Source organism: Sphingobacterium sp. 1.A.5, assembly GCF_002734235.1.
Taxonomy (GTDB): domain Bacteria; phylum Bacteroidota; class Bacteroidia; order Sphingobacteriales; family Sphingobacteriaceae; genus Sphingobacterium; species Sphingobacterium daejeonense.
In genome coordinates, this window is the sequence record NZ_PEBA01000012.1 from 96259 (window position 1) to 114596 (window position 18338).

16 protein-coding genes and 1 riboswitch are annotated in these 18338 nt (G+C 37.6%); of the genes, 7 read left to right on the forward strand and 9 right to left on the reverse strand.

Features of this window, described 5'->3' with window-relative positions; all coding sequences use genetic code 11:
• Positions 1 to 8 precede the first annotated feature (8 nt).
• Entirely contained in the window at positions 9 to 791 is a 783-nt protein-coding gene (gene trpC, locus CRT24_RS07440; protein WP_099370613.1) for an indole-3-glycerol phosphate synthase TrpC, read from the forward strand.
• 241 nt (positions 792 to 1032) lie between these two features.
• Positions 1033 to 2028: a tRNA dihydrouridine synthase DusB gene (dusB, locus tag CRT24_RS07445; RefSeq protein WP_099370614.1), complete on the forward strand. Its 996-nt coding sequence runs from the start codon at positions 1033 to 1035 to the stop codon at positions 2026 to 2028.
• 23 nt (positions 2029 to 2051) lie between these two features.
• Here dusB and CRT24_RS07450 read toward each other — a convergent pair whose 3' ends face one another.
• From CRT24_RS07450 to CRT24_RS07460, 3 genes are read right to left on the reverse strand one after another with little or no spacing between them, the layout of a single operon-like run.
• Positions 2052 to 3539 carry a lipopolysaccharide biosynthesis protein gene (locus CRT24_RS07450; protein WP_257213988.1) on the reverse strand — a complete coding sequence of 496 codons (1488 nt, stop codon included), beginning with the start codon at positions 3537 to 3539 and terminating at the stop codon, positions 2052 to 2054.
• Between the two features lie 2 nt (positions 3540 to 3541).
• Positions 3542 to 3823, reverse strand: coding sequence for an acylphosphatase (locus tag CRT24_RS07455; protein ID WP_099370615.1), 282 nt, complete (start codon positions 3821 to 3823; stop codon positions 3542 to 3544).
• Positions 3824 to 3858: 35 nt separating this feature from the next.
• Entirely contained in the window at positions 3859 to 5022 is a 1164-nt protein-coding gene (locus tag CRT24_RS07460) for an amidohydrolase family protein (RefSeq protein WP_099370616.1), read from the reverse strand.
• Between the two features lie 166 nt (positions 5023 to 5188).
• Positions 5189 to 5319, forward strand: a riboswitch (TPP riboswitch).
• 57 nt (positions 5320 to 5376) lie between these two features.
• On the opposite strand from CRT24_RS07460, the gene CRT24_RS07465 reads away from it, so the two are divergent.
• The 3 genes from CRT24_RS07465 (at position 5377) to CRT24_RS07475 (ending at position 8751) form a co-directional block, all read left to right on the forward strand.
• Complete coding sequence (locus CRT24_RS07465) at positions 5377 to 7830, forward strand: TonB-dependent receptor (RefSeq protein WP_099370617.1); 2454 nt, start codon at positions 5377 to 5379, stop codon at positions 7828 to 7830.
• A gap of 124 nt (positions 7831 to 7954) precedes the next feature.
• Positions 7955 to 8413 (forward strand): D-aminoacyl-tRNA deacylase, encoded by a 459-nt coding sequence (gene dtd, locus CRT24_RS07470; RefSeq protein ID WP_099370618.1) that lies wholly within the window; start codon positions 7955 to 7957, stop codon positions 8411 to 8413.
• A gap of 11 nt (positions 8414 to 8424) precedes the next feature.
• Complete coding sequence (locus CRT24_RS07475; RefSeq protein WP_099370619.1) at positions 8425 to 8751, forward strand: nucleotide pyrophosphohydrolase; 327 nt, start codon at positions 8425 to 8427, stop codon at positions 8749 to 8751.
• 278 nt (positions 8752 to 9029) lie between these two features.
• Here the strand turns inward: CRT24_RS07475 and CRT24_RS07480 are convergent, their stop codons facing one another.
• Together CRT24_RS07480 and CRT24_RS07485 are read right to left on the reverse strand one after the other, a co-directional pair.
• Entirely contained in the window at positions 9030 to 9350 is a 321-nt protein-coding gene (locus CRT24_RS07480; RefSeq protein ID WP_144034529.1) for a hypothetical protein, read from the reverse strand.
• A gap of 183 nt (positions 9351 to 9533) precedes the next feature.
• Positions 9534 to 10307, reverse strand: coding sequence for an endonuclease/exonuclease/phosphatase family protein (locus CRT24_RS07485; RefSeq protein ID WP_099370621.1), 774 nt, complete (start codon positions 10305 to 10307; stop codon positions 9534 to 9536).
• A 49-nt stretch (positions 10308 to 10356) separates the two neighbouring features.
• Between CRT24_RS07485 and ggt the strand changes: the two genes are divergently transcribed.
• The gene (gene ggt / locus CRT24_RS07490; protein ID WP_099370622.1) at positions 10357 to 12051 is read left to right on the forward strand and encodes a gamma-glutamyltransferase; all 1695 of its coding nucleotides are present in this window, start codon (positions 10357 to 10359) and stop codon (positions 12049 to 12051) included.
• Between the two features lie 92 nt (positions 12052 to 12143).
• On the opposite strand, the gene cydB is transcribed toward ggt, so the two are convergent.
• The 4 genes from cydB to CRT24_RS07510 form a co-directional block, all read right to left on the reverse strand.
• Positions 12144 to 13214 carry a cytochrome d ubiquinol oxidase subunit II gene (gene cydB, locus CRT24_RS07495; protein ID WP_099370623.1) on the reverse strand — a complete coding sequence of 357 codons (1071 nt, stop codon included), beginning with the start codon at positions 13212 to 13214 and terminating at the stop codon, positions 12144 to 12146.
• A 3-nt stretch (positions 13215 to 13217) separates the two neighbouring features.
• Positions 13218 to 14558: a cytochrome ubiquinol oxidase subunit I gene (locus CRT24_RS07500; RefSeq protein ID WP_099370624.1), complete on the reverse strand. Its 1341-nt coding sequence runs from the start codon at positions 14556 to 14558 to the stop codon at positions 13218 to 13220.
• Positions 14559 to 14704: 146 nt separating this feature from the next.
• Positions 14705 to 16027: a DNA recombination protein RmuC gene (locus CRT24_RS07505; RefSeq protein ID WP_099370625.1), complete on the reverse strand. Its 1323-nt coding sequence runs from the start codon at positions 16025 to 16027 to the stop codon at positions 14705 to 14707.
• 24 nt (positions 16028 to 16051) lie between these two features.
• On the reverse strand, positions 16052 to 17239 hold the full coding sequence (locus CRT24_RS07510) for a formimidoylglutamase (RefSeq protein WP_099370626.1): 1188 nt from the start codon (positions 17237 to 17239) through the stop codon (positions 16052 to 16054).
• A gap of 111 nt (positions 17240 to 17350) precedes the next feature.
• Between CRT24_RS07510 and CRT24_RS07515 the strand changes: the two genes are divergently transcribed.
• Positions 17351 to 18319 (forward strand): NAD-dependent epimerase/dehydratase family protein, encoded by a 969-nt coding sequence (locus CRT24_RS07515; protein ID WP_099370627.1) that lies wholly within the window; start codon positions 17351 to 17353, stop codon positions 18317 to 18319.
• Positions 18320 to 18338: the final 19 nt, after the last annotated feature.

The following is an 18338-nucleotide window of genomic DNA, read 5'->3' on the forward strand; positions in this document are numbered from 1 at the left end:
GAAGCAACATGACCATACTAGATAAAATTGTAGTCAGAAAAAAAGAAGAGGTAGCTGAAGCTAAAGCAAAGGTGAGCCTGGAAGAACTACAAAAAATGCCTCTATTTTCAAGAACCTGTTACAATCTGAAAGAAAGTGTATTAAATCCAGATAAAACAGGTATAATAGCCGAATATAAACGAGCTTCACCTTCAAAAGGGCTTTTAAACGGTACCTCCACGGTTCAAGAAGTAGTAAAAGGTTATCAGGATGTTGGAGCATCCGCTATTTCGGTACTTACAGACAAAGATTTCTTCCAAGGTTCCCTTGATGACCTAACGGCTGCGCGGGAAGTACTACAAATACCAATATTGAGAAAAGAATTTATTGTAGACGAGTACCAAATAGCCGAAGCAAAAGCATATGGGGCAGATATAATCCTATTGATTGCTGCATGTTTAGATTCTAAAGAAATTGAAACTCTATCAAAATATGCGAAAACACTAGGTTTGAATGTCTTGCTAGAAGTTCACAACGAAGAAGAGTTGAACCGCAGTATCTTCAATAGCATCGATGCAATCGGAGTAAACAATAGAAATCTTAAGGATTTTATCGTCTCCTTAGACCATTCTTATGATTTAGTAAACAAGATACCTAGTACTATCATCAAAGTATCCGAAAGCGGAATCTCTGACCCTGAAACGATCAAAAACCTTAAAAAGGCAGGTTTCAATGCATTTTTAATCGGGGAGAATTTTATGAAAACAGAAAATCCAGCAGAAGCAATTAAGGAATTCGTTGAAAAGATTTAAATTTTAAACAGTAGACAGTAGACAGTAGACATTAGATACTGTATAGCGTGCTAGTGTCTCCCTTAAATAAGCCGTGACGAGTGTCACTAACAAGCCGTGGCGGGTGTCTTCACCCGCCACTTCCACCATACAACCGCAATAAAAACAGAAATTAGTCAAAATGTAGAAAACCAAAGGTGTAATGTCTTACGTCTATTGTCTATTGTCTTGTCTATTTCGTACTTTTGTAAAAAAATCAAAAATGTCAGTAAAGATTGGTGAGAATATTGATTTAGGTGAGTTCCCTTTGTTATTGGCTCCGATGGAGGATGTCAGCGATCCGCCGTTCCGTTTTGTTTGTAAGCAGAATGGGGTGGATATGATGTATACGGAGTTTATTTCTTCAGAGGGGTTGATCCGTGATGCCGCTAAATCGCGCCAAAAACTTGACATTTTCGAATATGAGCGACCTATCGGCATTCAAATTTTCGGTTCTGATATTGAACATATGCGCCAATCTGCAGAGATTTGCACAGCTGCGCAGCCAAATCTTATCGACATTAATTATGGCTGCCCTGTAAAGAATGTGGCTTGTCGAGGTGCAGGAGCTAGCTTACTGCAAGATATCGACAAAATGGTTGCAATGACCAAAGCTGTTGTTGATGCCACCCACCTTCCTGTTACTGTAAAAACAAGACTTGGTTGGGACGACAATACCAAAAATGTATATGAAGTGGCAGAAAGACTTCAGGACATAGGCATTAAAGCTTTGGCAATTCATGGCCGTACAAGGGCACAAATGTACAAAGGACAGGCTGACTGGTCGATGATCAAAGATGTAAAGAGAAACCCAAGGATAAAAATCCCAATATTCGGAAATGGTGATGTTGATTCAGTGGAAAAAGCAGCTGCTTGGCGACAAGAATATGAAGTAGACGGAATTATGATTGGAAGAGCATCTATTGGTTACCCTTGGATATTCAGAGAAATAAAACACTTCTTTAATACCGGCGAACGTTTAGATGGCCCAACAGTATCAGAGCGTGTTGATGTCTGCAATACCCACTTGGTCAAATCAATCGAATGGAAAGGCGATAAAACCGGAATTTTTGAAATGCGTAGGCATTACGCCAATTATTTCAAAGGAATTCCAAATTTCAAAGAATATAGAATGAAACTAGTTAGCCTTCAGGACGTAAATGAAATCCAAGAGGTCCTAGAAGAAATAAGATTTAATTTTGCAGAAGAAGTCGCTTAATAAGCGACTTCTTTTTTTAATTCTTAAGCCCTCCTCAGAATTTTAAGAATATTGTTTTTTTCTACATAAGCCACTACAGCCAAGAACAGAATCAAGATTAAGTTCCCCATCCAGAAATTACTGTAATAGGCTGCCCAGGACACCAAAAATCCCGCTATTAAATACAATATTATCTTATTTGTCTTATAAGGAATTGAATAGTTTTGTTGACCCCAGAAATACGACAAAGAGACCATAACCAAGTATGTACATGTCGTTGAGATTGCAGCACCTACGTATGAATACTTCGGAATAAGTAAAACGTTTAAAATAATCGTAATTACAGCGCCTATAACAGAGATGTAAAGGCCATACTTTGTCTGATCTGATAATTTATACCATACCGACAAATTCATGTATATACCTAATAAGACATAATTGAACAATAATATTGGAACGATAAATAATCCCGACCAATAGGCATCTCTATCCAATTCTCCGCCCCTAATAAAATTCTTCAACCAATCTAAATTAGCACATAAACCAACCATTACAATGATCATGGCAATTACGAAATACTCCATGATCATCGCATAAGTTTTCTTCGCATTCTCATTCTTGGAATATGAAAAGAAAAATGGCTCTGCCCCCAATCGAAATGCAGTAACAAATAGATTTAGAAATACAGCGATTTTCGCAACAGCACCATAAACTCCTAAATCAGCATCCCCCTGTTCCCCAGGCAAGAGTCTAGGAAACATAATTTTATCTAAATTCTCGTTGACTATAAAAGAAATGTTCGCTATTAAAATGGGAAAGGAATAAGCTAGCATATCGCGAATCAATTTCGAATCAATCCTGAATCTAAAGGTCAATATTTGTGGAATGAGGAGAAGTAGAGTAACCGCACTAGCAATAAGGTTAGCAATAAACACATTCCCTAACCAACCTTCACGAAACCAACCAGCACTGAATTCCCTGAAAAATTCTGAAGAAATGTTGAGCTTAGGTAACCATGCCAATAAAAATAGATTGATGAAAATAAATACAAGAATATTGATGAGCTTTACAAATCCATAACGGATAGGACGACCTTCTGCACGTAATTTCGCAAAAGGAACTACAGCAACCGCATCAACCGCTATTATCAATGCAAATAACTTGACATACACCATATAGTCAGAAGTATTTTCTCCTTGACTCAACCAATTCGCAATAGGATGTAGAAACGTAAATACGGTCAACAGAAAGATGACCGTAGTGATAAGCGTGATGAAAAAACTGTTATCAAACACTTTCTTCTTATCTCCCTCTACTTTTTGAAGATAACGAAAAAAGGTAGTCTCCATTCCAAAAGCTAAGACAGCATTCAGCATGGAAGCTATCGCAAATAGATTGGTGAAAATACCGTAAATAGATGTTGAGAATTTAGCAGTAAAGAATGGGGTCATCACAAACCCCAGCATTCTTGAAATGATGGTCGAAAGACCATAAATCATCGTATCGCTGACAAATTTCTTAATTACCGACACGTTTATTTATTTTTCTTGATAACCTCAAAATTCCGAAATCCCTTAAGATCTGTGGATTCTTCATAATCCACTTGGTCTACCTCAGCTTTTTCTGGACCTTCCCCACAAAATTCCAACAAAGATTCAAGGGCAAATTCATCGCCTTCTGCTTCGATATAAACTGAACCATCGGATAAGTTCTTTACAAAACCTTTTACACCCAACTGATCAGCAACAGCCTTCGTAGATGCTCGAAAAAAAACACCTTGAACCTTTCCGGTAACCTTAATATTCCAATGTTTCATGAATACAAAGGTATAAGAAGAAATAGAATTAAAAACTATCTAATTCTTCTTACCTTAACTTTTGGATTGAGCTTGAAGGTATCCATACCTTCAAGCAACAATAAACCTGGTCTTTTTCCAACTTCCAATGAACCTAATTCGCTATCTAAATTCAAAGCTTTTGCCCCATTTAAAGTAGCCCATTTGATAGTTTCATTAAAATCCAATTCTGGATATTCTTGGTGAATAACTTTCAATTCCTCTAAAATATCCAACGTATCATTTGACGCCAAACTATCTGTGCCAATAACGATATCATGACCTCCCAGGATGAAATTATTAATTTTTGGGATTCTATCTTCAATGTAAAGATTAGCTTTGGGACACAAACAGAAATAAACAGATCTGCCCATCCTATCCACAAAATCCAGATCCTTAATTGACGTGTAGGTATTATGGACTAATATCAATTTATTCTTGGCAGGTATATAAGGCAGGTAAGATTGAATGGAATTTCTTGCTTGCGCCCTGAAATCCTCCATAACCACATCCATCTTTTCAAAAAAGTCCAAGAACTCCCCCTCTTTATATCTAAAAAGCTTGTTCTCCTCATCACTTTCTTGATTATGGATACTGATAATATTATCCTCACTGATTGCTCTTTTAAGAGTTTTAAACAAAAATTTGGAACATGAATATGGTGCATGTGGGGTAATCGAAGAATGTTTATAGTCAAAGTGGAATTCAATTTCCTTAGCAATGTCGATTCTTGTAACTACATCCTCCTTGGTAGTAGCCATGACCTCTACAAAGGTATGATATTTTATAGGGCTAGTCTCTTTGATTTTTGCTGTAACTGCAGAATTCACATGGTCACCTACGGCTTGGATGCCATTCTCGTACATTAATTTGTCAGCTGCTTCGATTGCCTCTTCCAATTTCATCTCATGATTTCCCCGTTCATTGATTACTGTAGAAAGAAAGATTGGAAGACCTGTCCTTCTTGGAACTACACCAAGCATATGCGAGAGTTCCAAATGGCAATGTGCATTAATAAAACCTGGGATTAACGCCCCTTTAAATTGTTCTATCAGGGTCTCATCTATCTCACCTGGATTGAAAACACCCTTAACAACTCCATCTTCGTCCATCGCAACGACCCCCTTTTTTATAGCAAGACCGGCAACGGGAAACACAACATCAGCAGCGTAATAGTTCATAAAAATATAAGTTCCGTTTTTCTAAAAGTTAGCGAATTTAACCCATCGAGGGCATTGCAGGCAATTTACAAAAAATTATAATCAGTTTAACTAATAAAAAAATAATTACGAATTTGTTACAATATTATTAAAATTTTGTTTTTTTCAACCAAAAGCCTAGATTTGCCCTATCTATTAGGGGTGCCTTGTTTAATAACACAAAGACAGGCTGAGATTATACCCTGTGTTTCAACAACATACAAGAAACACAAACCTGATCTGGGTAATGCCAGCGTAGGGAAAGGGCGGTTAAATAAAACTTGTTGTAACCCCTTGCAGCAAGAAAGTTTAACTCATTAAAACAAAAAATTTATTATGTTCAACAAGCTTTGGGCTACTATAGCCTTATGTTTGCTAACGCTCATGAGCTATGCACAACAAACCTTCACTGTAAGGGTTTTAGATAGTTCTGGAGCCCCAGCAATAGGTGCAACCGTAACTATTGACGGAAAAACCAAATCTTCAAACAATCAAGGAATCGTCGAATTCAGCAACCTGAAAGACCAATTCTATAACTTAAAAATTTCTTTTATCGGTTATAAATCGGAAGTTTCAAGAATCAATCCATCTGTCGTAGCTAATTTTTCCATACAATTAAAAGATGAGGATTTTAAGTTTGAGGAGGTTTATGTCTCTGCAACACGTGCAAAAGAAAACTCAGCAACAACATTTAAAACACTAAATGAAGAGGAAATCCAGAAAAAAAATCTTGGACAGGATATACCGTATTTATTGGACCAAACACCAGGAGTGGTCATTGGTTCTGATGCTGGTGCCGGTATCGGATATACCAATATGACAATCCGAGGATCCGACAATGAAAGAATTAATGTCACATTAAATGGAGTCCCTCTAAATAACCCCGAGAGTATGGGATCTTTCTTTGTAAATCTTCCCGATTTTGCTTCTAATACAGAAAGTATACAGATCCAACGCGGAATAGGAACTTCAACTAACGGACCCGCAGCATTTGGAGCCTCACTCAATTTCCAAACAGATAGATTGGAAGAAAAACCATATCTGGAATTCAATAACGCATTCGGATCTTATAATTCATGGAAAAATACATTAAAAGCTGGTTCAGGATTGATCGCTAACAAATATGCCTTCAATGCACGCTTATCAAGAATAAGCTCTGACGGATATGTAGATAGAGCATCATCAAATCTTAAATCATTCTATGTAGATGGAGGAATATACACCGATAAGCACACCTTAAAAGCAACGGTATTCTCAGGGAAAGAAAAAACTTACCAAGCTTGGTATGGATTGGCAGAACCTCTTTTCACCGGAAATAAAGATAGAATTGAGGAATATGCAGATAATTTATGGCTATTCGACGCTGAAAGAGAGAGGTTCTTGAATGGAGATCGCAAATACAACTATTATACTTATGACAATCAAACAGATAATTATACCCAAACCCATGCGCATCTAAACTACTCTTATCGCCCTTCTGAAAAGATGACCTTCAATACTGCCCTACATTATACACGTGGAGCTGGTTATTATGAAGAATTTAGGTCAATGGATGGTTTAACTCATTACGGAATCGATACTTTACTTCAAAACGGTGAGATTATCAAAAATACCGATCTAATCCGTAGGAGGTGGTTGGACAACCATTTTTATGGCTTGACTTATTCCTTGATATATAAACCTTCAAACAATCTAAATTTCACCTTTGGAGGAGCATACAACCAATATAAAGGCGACCACTATGGCGAAGTGATTTGGGCTAACTTGATTCCTGATGATCAATTAGGAGAAAAGTATTATTTCAGCCAGGCAAATAAAAATGATTTCAACTTCTTTGCCAAGGCTGATTACAGACTGGAAAATGTGCTTTTCAATCTAGACCTGCAATATCGTAATATAGTTTACAATGGTAAAGGTGATGATGACAAAATCAAAGACTTTAAATTTGATGACCACCATAATTTCATAAATCCAAAAGCGGGTATTACATATTTCTTAAATGACAATTCAAACTTATATGCATCCTATGCTTTTGCGAGCAAAGAACCAACAAGAAATGACTATGTAGAGAATCCAATCGGAGAATTCCCGAAAACCGAAAAGATGCAAGATATTGAAGCTGGGTATAGGTTTAGAAATGAAAACTTCAATCTTGGTGCAAACGCTTATGCCATGCTTTATAGAGACCAATTGATTCCTACCGGCGCATTGAATGATGTTGGATCAGCAGTGCGAATCAATGTGGACAAAAGCTATAGACTGGGCTTTGAATTAGATGCTAGCTGGAGAGTACACCCAAAATTCTTATGGGCAGCTACCGCAGCATTGAGCCAAAATAAAATCAAGGATTTTGTAGAGCACATACCTGTTTATGATGCAGATTTTAATGTCGTAAAAAATGAACTAATTACCCATAAGTCTACTGATATAGCAAAATCGCCCGCAGTAGTCCTTTCAAATAATATTACATATAGACCTATAGAAGCTTTGAGCTTTAGTTTCTTGAGCAAATATATATCTAGAATATATTTGGATAATACATCAGGCAAGAACAGAAGTATCGCTCCATCCTTCGTCAATAATTTTCAAGCGGTATATACTTTCTCAGCATTTGGAATAGAAAAAATAGACCTCAACTTAATGGTCAACAATATCTTCAATGAGAAATATGCTACCTCTGGTTATACATACAGCATGATTATGCAGTCCGTTGGACAAAGAGACTACTTTAATTTCTACTATCCACAGGCAGAAACCAATGCCATGTTAGGATTGAATATCAGATTTTAAAAATAAACAATAAAGAGGTTGCCATGCTTGCTGTACCCGGCAACCTCTATTTGCCAAGCTTGAAGTCTCCACCTACCTCAAATAAAATCTTGCCAAATCCATTTTAACTTAATATTTTTAAACCATGCGAGCAGTAATCCAACGTGTAACCTATGCCTCATGTACCGTAAAAGGACAAATCACCGGAAAAATAGACCAAGGCTTACTTATATTTCTAGGAGTAGAAGAAGAAGATGGAAAAGAAGACCTACAATGGTTAGCTCAGAAACTGGTGAACCTGCGAATATTTTCTGATGAGAATGGCCTAATGAATAAATCAATTCAAGATATCAATGGAAACATTTTATTGATTTCCCAATTCACACTTTTTGCGCAAACAAAAAAAGGAAACAGACCTTCCTTTATTCGTGCTGGCAAACCAGATATAGCTAAACCTATGTATGAAGAAATGGGAAAGGTATTATCAGAATTGTTAAATAAAAATGTTCAAATGGGAGTTTTCGGAGGAGACATGAAAATTGAGTTACTAAATGATGGACCAGTAACCATCATCATGAATACAAAGGACAAGGATAATTTCTAAAAAAACCAAATATGACCATCAAAGAAGCACAGGAAATGGTTGATAAATGGATAACTACAACGGGAGTCCGTTATTTCAATGAACTTACAAATACTGCCATGTTAATGGAAGAAGTAGGTGAAGTAGCCAGGATCATGGCAAGACAATACGGAGAGCAATCTTTCAAGAAATCGGACGAAGAAGTAAATTTAGGCGATGAAATGGCAGATGTATTATTTGTATTGATATGCCTAGCAAACCAAACTGGAATTGATCTGACATCAGCGCTGGAAAAAAACCTTGACAAAAAAAATATGCGAGATTCAGAAAGACACAAAAACAATCAAAAATTAAAATAATCCTTTAAGAAGCATCCGTTCTTATGCCTATTGTCTATTGTCTCTCTTACCTAGTACACCCAAATATCGTCCCTATCTTCAAAAACCCATTGATTATTTGCTTTTTCATAGATAGCTAAGTAGCCAACTCCAGCTCTTCCTTCTTGTAAGTAAGCATAGAAAAAGACAGCTTGTGTTCCTTCTTTATTAAAACCAAAATTTGAAAGTCTAACTAATCCATTCGATTTTGGAAAGGTCTTGTAATATTTATACCACCCCCCTCATTACCAAATATATCTTCATAAGAAGAGTGAGTTAATAAAACTATTTTTTTTTTGAGAATGATTTTCAAAATTTAATAAGGTCTTTTGCTTATTCTGTTCAAATAAATCCTTAAATCCCTCTTCGTCTAATTTTGGAATTTTAGATACGGCCTCTTGATAAGGAATTCGAACTTCATCTTTCGCAATGACAGTCTCGTCGCTAATAACAACTATATCACTAACAAAAGAATTCAGAAAAATAGTATAGATATCCAACTTGTCCTTTTCCGTCTGAGAATAAGCAAGAAAAGAAAAATTAATTAACCCAAAAAGAAGAATTAGGGATTTTAGCTTCATAATTATTGGTTTGAACATAAAGATAATAAATCTTATACAAACATCATCCATAATACCTCCCCCCTATATCATTCCCAAATTAGACAATACTTTAACGCCTATACATCCTATTTATTAACTATTTCCATAACACATCCCTAAACTCTACCCTTTCTTATGTTTATGTCTATTGTCTAATGTCTACTATCTAAAAACCACCTCAGCAAATAACGGCAAGTGATCAGATGCATATTCTTCCTTAATAACTCTGTAATCCTTCCATTCAAATTCTTGGTTGTTCAAGACCATAATATAATCAATCTCATTTCTAGCATTCACATTTGGTGAAGTAGGTTGATTGTTTTTTGTATTTCTAACAAAGTATTTCTCTAAAACCTGAATAGGTTTTGATTCTGGTTTGGCATTTAAGTCACCAACGAAGATTAAAGGTTTACTGTACAGCTCACCCAACTCATTAATGAATTCTGCTTGTGCAATTCTATTTTCTTCCTTCAAATCAAGGTGGGTATTGGCAAATGATATAGTCTTCCCTCCAGGCAATTCTACATCTACAATTGCCAACGAACGATTCTCACTCTTTACAGGCATTGGAAGATCATATCTTCTTTTCCCTATTATCTTATGTTTACTTAGAATTAAAGTACCATAATATCCCTTCTCTAAATCAATCCCTTTTGAGAAAAAATAATCCGTCCCTGTCAATTCCGAAAGTTTCTCGGCCTGATTCATCATTTCAGAACGTGAAACATTGATATCAACCTCTTGAATACCAACAATTTCAGCACCAGATTCATTGATCACTTTAGCTATAGCTTCAATGTCGATTTTATTAGGCTCAGAGGGCGGGTTGGCATGATGAATATTGTAGGTGAGGATTTTAACAGTCTGAGCATTCAACTGTAAGGAAACAAATAAGACAAGGAAAAGGCTAAGTAAACGCATAATTTTAATTTTCATTCAATTTAATATAATTCATGTAATTATACCAATTTATTATCTTAGCCACATGAAAAAACCTAATTTGATTTATTTATTCTTCATCGTCTATTTGCTGGGATCATGCTCAGTAAAACAACAGACTGCCTCTAACCAGACTGAGTTTGACAATGGAGCAGTAGTGACGGCTCACCCGATAGCATCAGAGGTGGGAGTAGAAATCTTGAAAAAGGGCGGGAATGCTGTAGATGCAGCCATAGCCGTAAAATTTGCTCTTGCGGTTGTATACCCCAACGCCGGAAACTTGGGCGGTGGTGGATTTATGGTGTTCCGCGGCAGGGATGGAAGTGTATCATCACTAGACTTCCGTGAAAAAGCCCCTGAAAAAGCATTCACTGATATGTACTTAGACAAAGATGGAAACCCAATTACAGATCTAAGCTTGTATGGCCAATTAGCATCAGGAGTCCCTGGTTCCGTAGCAGGTATGGACGCTGCCTATAAGAAATACGGTACATTGCCTTGGAAAGATTTAGTACAACCCGCAATTGATCTTGCAGCAAAAGGATTCCCAATAACAGAACAACAAGCCGGAGAATTCAATAGATATCAAGAACGATTCAAAAAATTCAACCCAACAGGTGCAGCAATCATCCGTGATCAAGAATGGAAAAAAGGCGACCAATTTGTACAGCCTGAATTAGCAGAAACATTAACCCGCATTGCTGAACAAGGTAGAGACGGATTCTATAAAGGAAAAACCGCGGAATATATCGTTGCTGAAATGAAGAGAGGAAATGGAATTATCAGTTTAAAAGACCTCGAAAATTATCAAGCTGCATGGAGAGATCCAATCGTCGGAAACTATAAAACATATAAAGTAATTTCAATGCCCCCTCCATCAAGTGGTGGCGTTGCATTAATGGCTCTACTCCAATCCGTAGAAAAATACCCCCTGAAGAAATGGGGATTCCAAAGTGACAGTACTGTACGTGCTATGGTAGAAGCTGAACGTCGTATATACGCTGACCGTGCTACACACTTAGGTGACCCTGATTTTTACAGAGTACCAATCGCAAACCTTACTGATGCTAAATTCAACCAAGATAGAATGGCAAAGGTAAGTCTGGAAAAAGCGACACCTAGCGATGAAGTGAAAGCTTCCAAATTTCCAGGTTATGAGTCCGAAGAAACTACACACTACAGTATTGTCGATAAAAATGGAAACGCTGTATCCTTAACAACCACCATAAATGGCTCCTATGGATCTTTGGTATGGGTTGATGGAGCAGGGTTTCTTTTAAACAATGAAATGGATGACTTCTCCGTGAAACCGGGATCACCAAATATGTATGGCTTATTGGGCGGAAAAGCAAACTCCATTCAGCCAGGAAAACGGATGTTGAGTGCTATGACACCTACGATTGTCGAAGAAGACGGCAAACTGAAGATGGTGGTAGGAACTCCCGGAGGATCAACAATTATCACCACCGTATTTCAAACCATCTTGAACGTCTTGGAATTCGACATGACAGCTCAAGAATCCGTTTCAGCACCTCGATTCCATCACCAATGGAAACCAGATGTTATCGATGTAGAAACAGATGCAATCAACGAAAAAACCCGCCAAAGCCTATACGAAGACGGTTATAAAATCAACAAAAGAGGCGCAATCGGCCGAGTTGAAAACATAGTTATCCTCAAAAACGGAAAACTCCAAACCGGAGCAGACCACCGAGGAGACGACAAAGCAGCGGGGTATTAAGTGAGTAGTTAGTAGTTAGTATTTAGTATTTAGACAGTTTATGCAAGCTTTTAAATCGTCTAAATACTAAATACTTTATACTAAATACTTTTTCAATGATACCCCACATCATCCAATTTTCCTTTAAACACCCTAAATTGGATGATAAAGTAAATGACTACCAATATAAAAGCAATCACAAACCAATTAAACCCTACTGACAAACCGTATTCATGAGCTGCGACGTTGTAAATCGTTAAAGATGGGTTCACGGAATTCGTGGAGGGGAGAACATTTGGGAATAATGAAGCTACTGTTGTTGCAAAGCTACCTAAAATAAAAAGAGTGGAAAACAGAAATCCCATTCCGTCTTTTTTGAATTTCTTGATCCAGAACTGACCGAATAAACCAATTCCTGCACAAAGTGGAAAAATCCATAGCCAAGCATGTCCAATCAGATTATTAAGCGGAAATGGTTTAACATGCTGCCATAAAATCGCAGTAAGGATCACAAGAATGACCAAGGCAATATTAAGCTTGAAAATAATGCCTTTCAGCCTTCTGTTGAGATCGGTCGAGGTCTTAAGGATGATCCAATTACCACCATGAATGGTAAGGGTTATGACCGATACAATGCCTATCAAGATAGTAAACCAATCTATAATTCCATGTACATCGGCTAAAGGGTCTAAGGTTGGATTCCAAAGCTGTAGGAAGAAATAATGTGGCTCTTGTGTAGATTGACCATTTTCAACCATACCTAAGTTTACTCCCCTCACAACATTACCTAAGGCAGCACCGAAAAATAAAGCCAAAAATAAACTGGCTATACCAAAGGCTTTCTCCCAGAATCGCTCCCAAAGACGATTGTGAATCTGACCGCGGAGCTCCAAACCTACTGCCCTGAATATTAAAAACCAAAGAACCAACATAAGTGGCAAATAAAACCCACTGAAAGCAGATGCATATAAAGTCGGAAAGGCAAAAAACAAAACTCCACCTGAAGCAATTAGCCAAACCTCATTGGCGTCCCAAAATGGACCAATCGCACTGCGTATGGCAGCTCTTTCTTCATCAGTCTTGGCAAATAGTAAATGAACAATCCCTGCCCCAAAATCATATCCATCAAGTACCACATAGATGCCCAACATAAAAACAAGTGTGACAAACCAGAATAATTCCATAAGCTAAGAGTTTAAAGCATGTTTAGTTTCAGGACCTTTTCTAATAATTTTCAGAACCAACATCAAAAACAATAGCCCTAACAATAAATATAACCCGACAAATCCCAATAAAGTGAATAAGGTATTACCAGAAGATACAGTTGGTGATACACCATCTACCATACGCATGAGGTTATAAACCAACCAAGGCTGTCTCCCCAATTCTGCAGTATACCAGCCAGCCGTATTGGCGATATAAGGAAAAGGAATGGCAAACATCAAAATCCATAAGATCCATTTGGTGCTATATAGTTTTTTTCGCCACAGCAAAAATGTGGCAATTACCATGATACCGATAAAAATAGTCCCCAACCCAGCCATAATATGATAGCTGTAATATAATCCAGGGACATTTGTGGGATGTATGTCTTGGTCAAATTCATTCAACCCCTTAATGGTAGCATGCCATCTTTGATAGGTTAAAAAACTCAAAACATTCGGAACAGCAATCTTATTGTCCAATTTTTTATTCTCCATATCAGGTTGACCGATCAAGATAATTTCTGAACCACCTTTTTCTGTCTCAAAAATCCCTTCCATGGCAGCAAATGTGACCGGCTGATGCTTTACCACATTTTTTGCCAACATATCCCCAGTTGGAAAAGCAACAGCAATAGAAGAAATTACTCCAAATATGACCCCTGACTTTAAAAAAATATAACCGTATTCCTTGTGTGTATTGCTAAGGAGATAAAAGGCTCCTACTGCTGAAACGAAGAATGAAGCCGTGATTAAAGAACCTGCCTGATTATGTAAATAAGAAGGCATCAACCACGGATTTGAAAACAAGGCCGAGAAATTATTCAACACAAATTTTCCGTTCTCCAATATTTCATAGCCGACAGGATGTTGCATCCAAGCGTGGGTGGCAAGAATGAGATAGCCTGATGCCCATGACCAAATGAAAACCAATAAACCAGAAACAAAATGTAGCTTCTGACCCAAAAGCTTCTCTCCAAAAATAAACATCCCCAAAAAGGAAGATTCTAAAAAGAAAGAAAACATCCCCTCCATCGCCAACGTCTGTCCTATAATTCCGCCAGTCAACTCGGAAAATTTAGCCCAATTTGTGCCAAATTGAAACTCCATCGGAATGCCTGTCACGACACCCATAGCAAAATTCAAAGCAAAGATTTTCATCCAAAACTTAGCAGTATCGTTATATATAACATTATTGGTTCTAAGAAATCTCCACTTGAAATAGACAATCATGAGAGACAAACCCATGGTCAACTGTGGAAAGAGGTAGTGAAAGGTAATGGTGAATGCAAATTGCAGTCGGTTGTAGAGGATCATATCTTCCATAAGACGTTCTGTTTTGTGGATGAAACTTTCCTTAAATGTAAGTCATTAAAGCTGTAAATCAAACAAATATAGAGGAATTACCATATTTTTTAGAAAAACAACAACGCAGAGAAAATGTAGTAGTTATAACTTATAATTTGAAGCAATTAATCTTCGATATACTTATCGCCAATCTGTTTATTGGCTTTCGCACCAAGCGTTTTCAATTGTTCTATTTTTCGGATGACATTCCCTGAGCCAGAGCTTAATTTCTTCATCGCGTCTTCATGCTTTTCGCCCGCTTTTTGTATTATGGCTTGCAATTGGTCCATATCTTGAAGAAACCCCACAAATTTATCATAGAGAAGGCCGGCTTCTTTGGCAATTTCCAATACATTGCGGTTTTGTCGCTCTTGTTTCCAGACACTCGCGATAGTTCGTAGGGTAGCCAATAAGGTAGATGGACTCACGATCACAACTCTCCTATCCCATGCATCACTAAACAATTCAGGCTTGTGGTTAACAGCTAAGCTCAAGGATGATTCGATAGGAATAAACAAAAGCACGAAATCAGGAGATTGAATACCATAAAGAGAATGATAATCCTTGGCTGAAAGTTCGCGGACATGACTCTCAATAGAGTGTACATGCTGTTTAACAAATAGCAACCTATCCTCATCTGTATCTGCATTGACGGCTCTTTCATAAGCGACTAAGGATAGCTTGGCATCAACAATAAGGTGCTTTTCATCTGGAAGATAGATCACCGCATCCGGTTGAAACCGCCTCCCATCCGCTTCCATCACTGATGCCTGCAATTTATATTCTTGGTCTTTGATCAATCCTGAGCGCTCAAGAACACGCTCTAAAATTACCTCACCCCAATTTCCTTGTTTTTTATTGTCTCCTTTCAGAGCTTTTGCGAGGTTATTCGCTTCGTCCTTAATCTGAATGCTCTGTTGCATCAGCTGTTCCACAACGCCTTTCAGAACGTTGCGCTCCGCTGATTCCTGCTGATATGATTTCTCAACCTTCTCTTCAAAAACCTTGATCTTTTCCTTCAAAGGTTCCAATACTTGAGAAATATTCTGTTGGTTTAATTGAGTGAATTTTGTTGATTTCTCTTCTAAGATTTTATTGGCCAAGACTTGAAATTCATTGTTGAACTGGATTTTCATATTCTGCAATTCAGTCTTTTGCTCAGCAAATTTTTCCTGTTGAGCCTGCAGGTAAGCGTTGGTACCTTCAAGGCTTCTCTCAACACTTTGCCTAGTCAGCACTTCTTCTTTAAGTTCCTTTATCAAGCGATCTCGGTCAGCCAACAATAACTTTTCCCGCTCCTGAACCTTGCCGTATTCTACCTGCAAATCCTTCAGCCCGTCTTGTTGCCTATTGAATTCTTCACGTGAAACAGATCTTGCAGCCCGCCAAATCAATACGGCGCACACAATAACCAATACTACTAAAGAAATCAAATAAACCACTTCCATATTCGCTCGACTATTTAAAACTTTTTATTGAAGTTTTTGGTGTGTTTTCCACCATAAATCTGGCATCTCTCCAGATACTGCCATTTGATAGTCTTCATAACGGCATGGAACTAAATAAAAGCGCTCATTTACTGACTTAGATCCAAAATATGGAACTTGCATCCACCAACGATCAGATTTCTTACTCTTCACAAATACCAATTCATAATCTTCCGCTTCCAATGTGGTTCTATAGATGATATAATTGGACTTCGGATACATTGGCGCATCTTTCTTCCGGCTGTAATATCCATCGATAAAACACCAAATCATTTGAGCAATCAACATCCCTGTTTGTCCCATCGGATCAAACGTAGGGTTATATTCATAGATTCCAAATGAGCTACACTTATCAGACATACCCGCATAACGTGCTAATTGACATGCTTCATCTCCATAAAGACCATTAGGGCCTGCATTGGCGTTCCCTCCTGCTTCTGAAGCTCGTATGGCACCAATATCAAAGCTAACCATATCCGCAGCACGAATAATAGGCTCTGCCTGATCCAATTTGCCCGAAAAACTCCCCAAACGCATCGCATTAAAGAAAAGCTTATCATACATATTGATGGATTCTTTACTAACCAAATAGGTCTGAAATCCAATATTGCTTAAATTGAACAAATAATCAGGCTGATGAAGGATAAGGTGATTTAGATAGGTTTGAGAATTCAAAGGCATGTCCTCAGCATTCTCTTGATCCAAATCAAATCTAGAATCAATAATCGCAACATCAACACGCTGTTCTAATTTCTCATAAGCTGTGTATTGAGCATAAGTCAGATCCTGTCCCCCACCGATTAAAATCGGAAGAATATCCTTTTTCATCAATTCCTCCATCACCAGCTTAACCGCAACATACGTATCTCGAACTGTCGCACCAGCCTTGATATTCCCCAAATCAACGATCTTAACCTTATAATCGCCTTGATATAAATCATAAAGGTGTTTCCGCACCATATCAGGACCTTTCTGTGTCCCATTGTTGTTGACAGCTGAACGCCCCTCCTCGACTCCGAAAATGGCAATCTGTGGATAGTTACCATCTTCCTCCCAATTAGGGAAAGTTTCAGTATACTTTTCAATTGATTTTCCGAACTGTGAGTTGTAATAGTCTTCTGAAAGACCTAATTCTTTTAGGGAGATGGGCGATAAAAAATCAGCTAATGTCATATTGATTGTCTAAATCCTCAATTTTTCTTGAGATTATCCTCTTGTATTTAGCAAATATGCATTTATTAACTTACTTTTGAAGTACATAATTTTTCAACAATAAGTTAGGAAGTGATATTAGTTACTGGCGGAACAGGTTTTTTAGGGTCTACGTTATTGCAATACCTCATTGATGATGGGCATAGTGTCATTGCCTTAAAAAGAACCTCGTCAATCATTCCTGACCATCTCAAATCTTCATCGCTCATCCAATGGGCAGATGCTGAAATCACCGATTATTTCGCCCTTGAAGATATCATCCCAAAAGTAGATCATGTATATCACTGCGCAGCTAAAATCTCATACCAAAAGGAAGATGCCAAAGAGGTTGTCCAAACAAATGTGGAAGGAACAAAACATATCGTTAATCTGTGCCTTCAGTACAATAAAAGACTGCTTCATGTAAGTTCAATCGCTGCCCTTGGATTTAGTAAAAAAGGACTACCGGTAACCGAAGAGGATAAATGGGAATTTAATCCAAAACTTTCAAAATATTCACTTGCCAAATACGAGAGTGAAATGGAAGTATGGCGTGGAATCGCTGAAGGATTGGATGCGGTCATCGTAAACCCTTCCGTTATCATGGGAATAGGTTGGGGAGAAAAAGGATCAAGAGCAATATTTGACCTGGTAGAAAAAGGAAATAAAATTTATCCGTTGGGTTCTGTTGGAATCGTGGATGTCAGTGATGTTGCAAAAATTATGATTGAACTCATGAACAGTGATATTTCTGCAGAAAGATTTATTCTGAATGCTGAAAATATCAGCAACCAAGATCTATTGACAAAAATCAGTGAGCTTATGAACAAACCAGCTCCAAGCATCAAAGCAACACCAATGCTGTTGTCTGTTGCCTGGAGATTGTCAAAGGTAGCATCTGTATTCAATGGGAAAAGGCCCGCAATTACTGCGGAAACTGCAAGAGCTGCTAATAGCAAACTACAATACGATAATTCCAAAATAAAGGAAAAACTAGGCTATACATTCAAACCTTTAGAACAAACATTAAAGGATGTGTGCTATGCCTATTATGTGAAATAACAATCTAAACAACCATAAA

What these genes read in the sequence shown, in the direction of transcription:
- dusB (WP_099370614.1), top strand. Translation starts at nt 1,033, where the DNA reads ATGTCAGTAAAGATTGGTGAGAATATTGATTTAGGTGAGTTCCCTTTG.
- CRT24_RS07460 (WP_099370616.1), bottom strand. Translation starts at nt 5,022, where the DNA reads ATGAACTATTACGCTGCTGATGTTGTGTTTCCCGTTGCCGGTCTTGCT.
- CRT24_RS07480 (WP_144034529.1), bottom strand. Translation starts at nt 9,350, where the DNA reads ATGAAGCTAAAATCCCTAATTCTTCTTTTTGGGTTAATTAATTTTTCT.
- CRT24_RS07505 (WP_099370625.1), bottom strand. Translation starts at nt 16,027, where the DNA reads ATGGAAGTGGTTTATTTGATTTCTTTAGTAGTATTGGTTATTGTGTGC.
- ggt (WP_099370622.1), top strand. Translation starts at nt 10,357, where the DNA reads ATGAAAAAACCTAATTTGATTTATTTATTCTTCATCGTCTATTTGCTG.
- CRT24_RS07500 (WP_099370624.1), bottom strand. Translation starts at nt 14,558, where the DNA reads ATGGAAGATATGATCCTCTACAACCGACTGCAATTTGCATTCACCATT.
- CRT24_RS07465 (WP_099370617.1), top strand. Translation starts at nt 5,377, where the DNA reads ATGTTCAACAAGCTTTGGGCTACTATAGCCTTATGTTTGCTAACGCTC.
- dtd (WP_099370618.1), top strand. Translation starts at nt 7,955, where the DNA reads ATGCGAGCAGTAATCCAACGTGTAACCTATGCCTCATGTACCGTAAAA.
- trpC (WP_099370613.1), top strand. Translation starts at nt 9, where the DNA reads ATGACCATACTAGATAAAATTGTAGTCAGAAAAAAAGAAGAGGTAGCT.
- cydB (WP_099370623.1), bottom strand. Translation starts at nt 13,214, where the DNA reads ATGGAATTATTCTGGTTTGTCACACTTGTTTTTATGTTGGGCATCTAT.
- CRT24_RS07510 (WP_099370626.1), bottom strand. Translation starts at nt 17,239, where the DNA reads ATGACATTAGCTGATTTTTTATCGCCCATCTCCCTAAAAGAATTAGGT.
- CRT24_RS07475 (WP_099370619.1), top strand. Translation starts at nt 8,425, where the DNA reads ATGACCATCAAAGAAGCACAGGAAATGGTTGATAAATGGATAACTACA.
- CRT24_RS07485 (WP_099370621.1), bottom strand. Translation starts at nt 10,307, where the DNA reads ATGAAAATTAAAATTATGCGTTTACTTAGCCTTTTCCTTGTCTTATTT.
- CRT24_RS07455 (WP_099370615.1), bottom strand. Translation starts at nt 3,823, where the DNA reads ATGAAACATTGGAATATTAAGGTTACCGGAAAGGTTCAAGGTGTTTTT.